This is a genomic window from Amycolatopsis sp. NPDC026612 (assembly GCF_040638285.1).
GTDB lineage: Bacteria > Actinomycetota > Actinomycetes > Mycobacteriales > Pseudonocardiaceae > Amycolatopsis.
The window spans coordinates 1-5,306 of record NZ_JBEZYB010000166.1 but is presented as its reverse complement, the minus strand read 5'-3'; the positions used below and the strand labels follow the sequence as shown (position 1 = coordinate 5,306).

Annotated in this window: 4 protein-coding genes; 1 reads left to right on the top strand and 3 read right to left on the bottom strand. The window is 69.6% G+C overall.

The annotated features are described in order from the left end of the window. Window positions 1-84: 84 nt before the first annotated feature. Window positions 85-759 (bottom strand): HNH endonuclease family protein, encoded by a 675-nt coding sequence (locus AB0F15_RS44830; protein ID WP_360284026.1) that lies wholly within the window; start codon window positions 757-759, stop codon window positions 85-87. Window positions 760-936: 177 nt separating this feature from the next. On the opposite strand from AB0F15_RS44830, the gene AB0F15_RS44825 reads away from it, so the two are divergent. Continuing rightward, complete coding sequence (locus AB0F15_RS44825; protein ID WP_360284024.1) at window positions 937-1,980, top strand: tetratricopeptide repeat protein; 1,044 nt, start codon at window positions 937-939, stop codon at window positions 1,978-1,980. An 81-nt stretch (window positions 1,981-2,061) separates the two neighbouring features. Here AB0F15_RS44825 and AB0F15_RS44820 read toward each other — a convergent pair whose 3' ends face one another. Together AB0F15_RS44820 and AB0F15_RS44815 are read right to left on the bottom strand one after the other, a co-directional pair. Next, the gene (locus tag AB0F15_RS44820) at window positions 2,062-3,411 is read right to left on the bottom strand and encodes a cellulose binding domain-containing protein (RefSeq protein ID WP_360284022.1); all 1,350 of its coding nucleotides are present in this window, start codon (window positions 3,409-3,411) and stop codon (window positions 2,062-2,064) included. Then, window positions 3,408-5,036 carry a glycosyl hydrolase family 18 protein gene (locus AB0F15_RS44815; protein WP_360284020.1) on the bottom strand — a complete coding sequence of 543 codons (1,629 nt, stop codon included), beginning with the start codon at window positions 5,034-5,036 and terminating at the stop codon, window positions 3,408-3,410. Before AB0F15_RS44815 ends, AB0F15_RS44820 begins: the two co-directional genes overlap by 4 nt. Window positions 5,037-5,306 lie beyond the last annotated feature (270 nt).

Below are 5,306 nucleotides of genomic sequence, written 5' to 3'. Positions count from 1 at the left end.
CCCGGCCCCGGGCTGACGAGCAGGCTGGTCGAGGCCGAGTTCGACGGCGAACGGCTCGAGGACCAGGAGATCGTCACGACGGGCTCAGCAGCGGCGCAGCATGTCCGTCAAGGCGGTCTTCTCGGCCTGCGTGACGGTCAGCCCGTAGTAGTGCTTCACGACGATCCAGTCGGTCGCGTAGGTGCACCAGAACGCCACGAGCGGCGGCTTCCACTGGTCGGGCGCCTTGTCGCTCTTCTGCTGGTTGACGTTGTCGGTGACGGCGAACAGCTGCGGCCGGGTCAGGTCGTTGGCGAACTGCTCGCGCTTCTCGGTCGTCCACGTCCTCGCGCCGCTCGCCCAGGCCTGCCCGAGCGGGACCATGTGGTCGATGTCGACGTCGGTGGCCTTGGTCCAGGTCCCGTCGTCGTAGACGCTGGTCCACGTGCCGGACGTCGGCCGGCAGTCCTTGTCGGTCTTGACGTCCTTGCCGTCGCGCTTGAGGACGACTTCGCGGGTGTCGCAGCCGGACCCCTGGCTGTCCCAGTGCGGGAACTTCTCGCGCGAATAGCCGTCCATGGACGTCCGCGCGGCGATGGTCAGCTCGTCGAGCTGCTTCTGCACGTCGGCCGCGTTGACCGGCACCGGTGCCGAGGAGGGCGGCGGGACGGCACCCGCGCCTCTGGTCGTCGCCCAGTACCCGAAGAGCGCGATCGCCAAGATCACGACTACGAGCAGGATCCGGTGCGTCACGCTCAGCCGAAAGCTGCGGGCTGCCACATTTTCCCCTCTCACCTGCGCGGTCGCGCGGCGTAGTCTCACCTCTGCCGGCACGGGACAACCGCGTCGACACGATGACCTGGCGCGAATGTGACCTCGCCCACCCACGGCGGAGCTGTCACACGGAGCCGCTCCACTGCGACTACCGGAGCAGGACCGATCCGGAGGGAGCAGCCGATGCCCGGCCGGCTCAAGAAGTTCGACGAGTTCTTCCAGCGCAAGGCCGCCGAGGGCGGCAACGTCGTCGCCATGGCCCGGATGGGTTCGGCGATGCGAGAGCGCGGCGACCTCGCCGAGGCCGAGTCGTGGTACCGCAAGGCCGCCATGGGCGGTGACCGCGTCTCGATGACGGCACTGGCCCACCTGCTCGCCGAACGCGGCGCGCAGGACGAGGCCGAGCGCTGGTACCACGAGGCGGCGCTGGCCGGCGAGCCGCACGGGATGCAGCACCTGGCCAAGTCCTGCGAGCGGCGCGGCAAGCGCGAAGACGCGCGGCACTGGTACGGCGAGGCCGCCCGCGCCGGTGACCTGGCCTCGATGGCGGCGCTGGGCCGTCTGCTGCGTGAACAGGGAAAGGGCGAAGAGGCCGAATCGTGGCTGCGGCAGGCCGCCGAGGCGGGCTTCACCAGCGCGATGATCGATCTGGGCAGCGTGCTCCGAGACCGCGGCCAGGCCGCCGAGGCGGCGCGCTGGTGGCGGTCCGCCGTGCAGGCCGGCGACCTCGCGGCCACCTGCAGGCTGGGCAGGCAGGCCGAACGCCTCGGCAGGCCGGCCGACGCCGAATCGTGGTACCGCCGGGGCGCGACAGGCGGCCACGTCGAGGCGATCGTCCGGCTCGGGCTGCTGCTGCACCGGCGCGGCGACCTCGAAGAAGCCGAGAACTGGTACCTCGACGCCGCCGAGCGCGGCGACCCGGCGGCGATGACCAACCTCGGCGTGCTGGCCCGCAACCGCGGCGACGAAGGGGAGGCCGCCGCCTGGTACCGCAAGGCCGCCGAGCACGGCAGCGTCCCCGCGCTCACCAACCTCGGCCACCTCGCCGAGCACCGGGAGGACCTCGCGGAGGCCGAGAAGTGGTTCCGCCGGGCCGCCGAAACGGGGGACGTCCAGGGCATGCTCAGCCTGGCGCGGATGCTGCGAGCGCGGGGGGCCGCCCACGAGGCCGAACTGTGGCTCGCCCGCGCGGAGACCGTGCAGGACGAGCGGGAACACCAGCACTGACCGTCGTGGAGCCGGCCTCGAACGGCGAAAGCCTCCTTGCCGGCCCGGGGAGCCGGCAAGGAGGCGTCATCCGCGACAGCGTCAGAAGCCCGCTGTCACCTTCGTGAAGTCCCAGTCGTTCTGGGCGATGCCGCTGCAGGTCGACTGCACCCCGCCGCCCGCGCAGCCGCGGTCGCGGTTGACCGACCAGAACGCCAGGCGCGCGAGCTTGTTCGCCTTGGCCCAGTTGGTGATCTGGGTCCAGGCCGACACGCTCGTCAGCTCCTGCTGGTCGGACAGACCGTTCATGCCCGAGATGCCGAGGTGGGCGTACGCCGTGGCGTCGGTCCACCCGAACGTCGACTTCAGCTTGTCGCGCAAGCCGTTCGCCGCGCTCACCGTGCTCGCGTACATGTCCGCGCCGCCGCCGAAGTCGAACGGCATGATCGTGAACACGTCCACGTTGGCACCCAGGGCCTTCGACTGGTCGATGAGCCGGTTCCCGTAGTAGTTCGGGCCGGTCGTCGACGTGCCGAACGTCAGGATCGTCTGGATACCCGGGTTGTTCTGCTTGACGATCTTCAGCGCGCCCAGGATGCGGTCCTGGACGGCCTCGTTCTCGAACTCGTCGGAGTTCTCGATGTCGATGTCGATCGCCTTGAGCCCGTACGCGTTGATGACCTGCTGGTACGCCCCGGCCAACGCGGCAGGCGTCGAGCAGTTCGGGCCGAGCTTGGTGCCGCTCCAGCCGCCGAACGACGGGATCACCTGGCCACCCGCCGCCTTGATCTGCGCGATCGCGTTCGCGTCCGCACTGCCCTGCAGCGGACGGCTGCTGTCCCACGCCGGGTTGCAGCCGCCCGAGGCGTTGACGAACGCCATGGTGAACCACTTGATCCCGGTCGCGTTCATCACCGTCTGCGGGCTCGGCGGGTTACCCCAGCCCAGGTACAGGTACGGCGCGCCGCGGCCACCCGCCGGGGGCGGGGTCGTGGTGGTCGGCGGGGTCGTCGTCGTAGGAGGCGTCGTGGTCGTGGGGGGTGTGCCCCCGGCCGCACACGACCCACCGTTGAGCTTGCAGTTCGACGGCGCGGTGTACGAACCGGAGTACGCCACGTTGAAGCCGAAGCTCGCGCTACCGCCGTTGGCGACGTTGCCGTTCCACGTGTTCTTCACGGTGACGTGCTGACCGGCGGCGGTGTAGCTGCCGTCCCACAGCGACGAAATCTTCGCGCCGCCCGGCAGGTCGAACTCGACCGTCCACGACGCGAGCGTCGAGCCCGAGCCGTTGCTGATCGTGTACTTGCCCTCGTACCCGGTGCCCCAGTCGGAGCCTTTGGTGAAGGTCGCCGAGACCCCGCCGGCCGCGTTGGCCGGGGCGATCACGAACATCGCGCCGATCGTGGCGGCCGCGGCCGCCAGCCCGAGTGCGGGCAACCACCGGCGCCTCATGACAGGCCGTTCTTCATCGCGGTGATGAGCTCGCCGCCCGTGGTGTCGCCGGTCAGCTCCCAGAAGAAGGCGCCGCCGAGACCCTGCTGCTTGGCGTAGGACATCTTCCCGCCGATGGTCGCCGGGGTGTCGTAGCTCCACCAGTTGCTGCCGCACTTGGCGTACGCGGTGCCGGCGAAGGTGCCGGTCGACGGGCAGGTGTTCTTCAGGACCTTGTAGTCCTCGATGCCCTGCTCGTAGGTGCCCGGCGCGGGACCGGTCGCGGTGCCGCCCGGCGTCGACTGCGTGACGCCGGTCCAGCCACGGCCGTAGAACCCGATGCCCAGCAACAGCTTGCTCGACGGGACACCCTTGCTCTTCAGCTTCTGGATGGCCGCGTCGGAGTAGAAGCCCGGGGTCGGGATGCCGTTGAAGCTGGTCAGCGGCGAGTGCGGAGCGGTCGGGCCCTGCGCGGCCCAGGCGCCGAAGTAGTCGTAGGTCATCACGTTGTACCAGTTGACGTACTGCGCGGCGCCACCGTAGTCGGCGACGTCGAGCTTGCCGCCGTTGCTGCCGTCCGCGGTGATCGCCGAGGTGATCAGGAACGACGAGCCGAACTGCGAGCGCAGCGCGCCCATCAGGTTCTTGTAGGCCGCGGAACCGCTGGTGTCACAGGAAAGGCCGCACGCGTTGGGGTACTCCCAGTCGATGTCGATGCCGTCCCAGATGTCCGCCCAGCGCGGGTCCTTGAGCAGGTTGTAGCAGGACTGCGCGAACGCGGCCGCGTTCTGCGCCGCCTGCCCGAAGCCGCCGGAGTAGGTCCAGCCGCCGAACGACCAGATCACCTTGAGGCCCGGGTGCAGCTTCTTGAGCTTGCGCAGCTGGTTGAAGTTGCCGGCCACCGGCTGGTCCCAGGTGTCGGCCACGCCGTCCACGCTGCCCGCGGCGTCGTAGGTCTTCTGGTAGTCGGCGTACGGGTCGTCGTTCGCCGTGCACTGGCCGTTCTTGACGTTGCCGAACGCGTAGTTGATGTGGGTCAGCTTGCTCGCCGAGCCCGACGTCTCGATGTTCTTGACGTGGTAGTTGCGCCCGTAGACGCCCCACTGCACGAAGTAGCCGACGTTCTTCAGCCCGCCCGGCGGGGGCGGCGGGGTCGTCGTCGGGGTGGTGGGCGTGGTCGGGGTGGTCGGGGTGGTGGTCGGCTGCGTCGGGGTCGTCGGCGTGGTGGTCGGGGTACCACCGCCGGCGTCGCACGAGCCGCCGTTCAGCTTGCAGTTCGACGGCGCCGAGTAGGTGCCGGAGTAGCTGACGTTGAAGCCGAAGCTCGCGCTGGCCCCGTTGCCGACGTTGCCGTTCCAGGTGTTCTTCACGGTGACGTGCTGGCCGGAAGCGGTGTAGCTGCCGTCCCACAGCGACGCGATCTTCGCGCCGCCCGGCAGGTCGAACTCCACCGTCCAGCTCGGCAGCGTCGAGCCGGAGCCGTTGTTGATCGTGTACTTGCCCTCGTACCCGGTGCCCCAGTCGGACCCCTTGGTGAAGGCGGCGCCGACGCCACCGGCGGCGCTCGCCGGCACGGTGACGAGGCCGACCGCGATCGCGCCGACCGCGGTGAACAGACCGAGCAGGTGCCATCTCTTTCTGGACATCGCTCTCCTTTGAGCCAGGTGCAGGACGGCGGACACCAACACCACCGGCGGGGACCATGGCGGTGTTTTGCGCCGTTTGCCCAAACGTTACGTGGTCCAGACCAATTAGGGAAGCGGCACCACGGAGCGTGGCCGAAGGTCAAGACCACTGCTCGGTGCGGGCCCCCCCACTGGTCCAGTCCAGTCACCCAGCGCACACGAAGGACGGTCGCGGCTCCGATCCAGCCGCTGGTCCAGGCGACCGGTCAGTCGGTCTCGCTGATGGCCAAC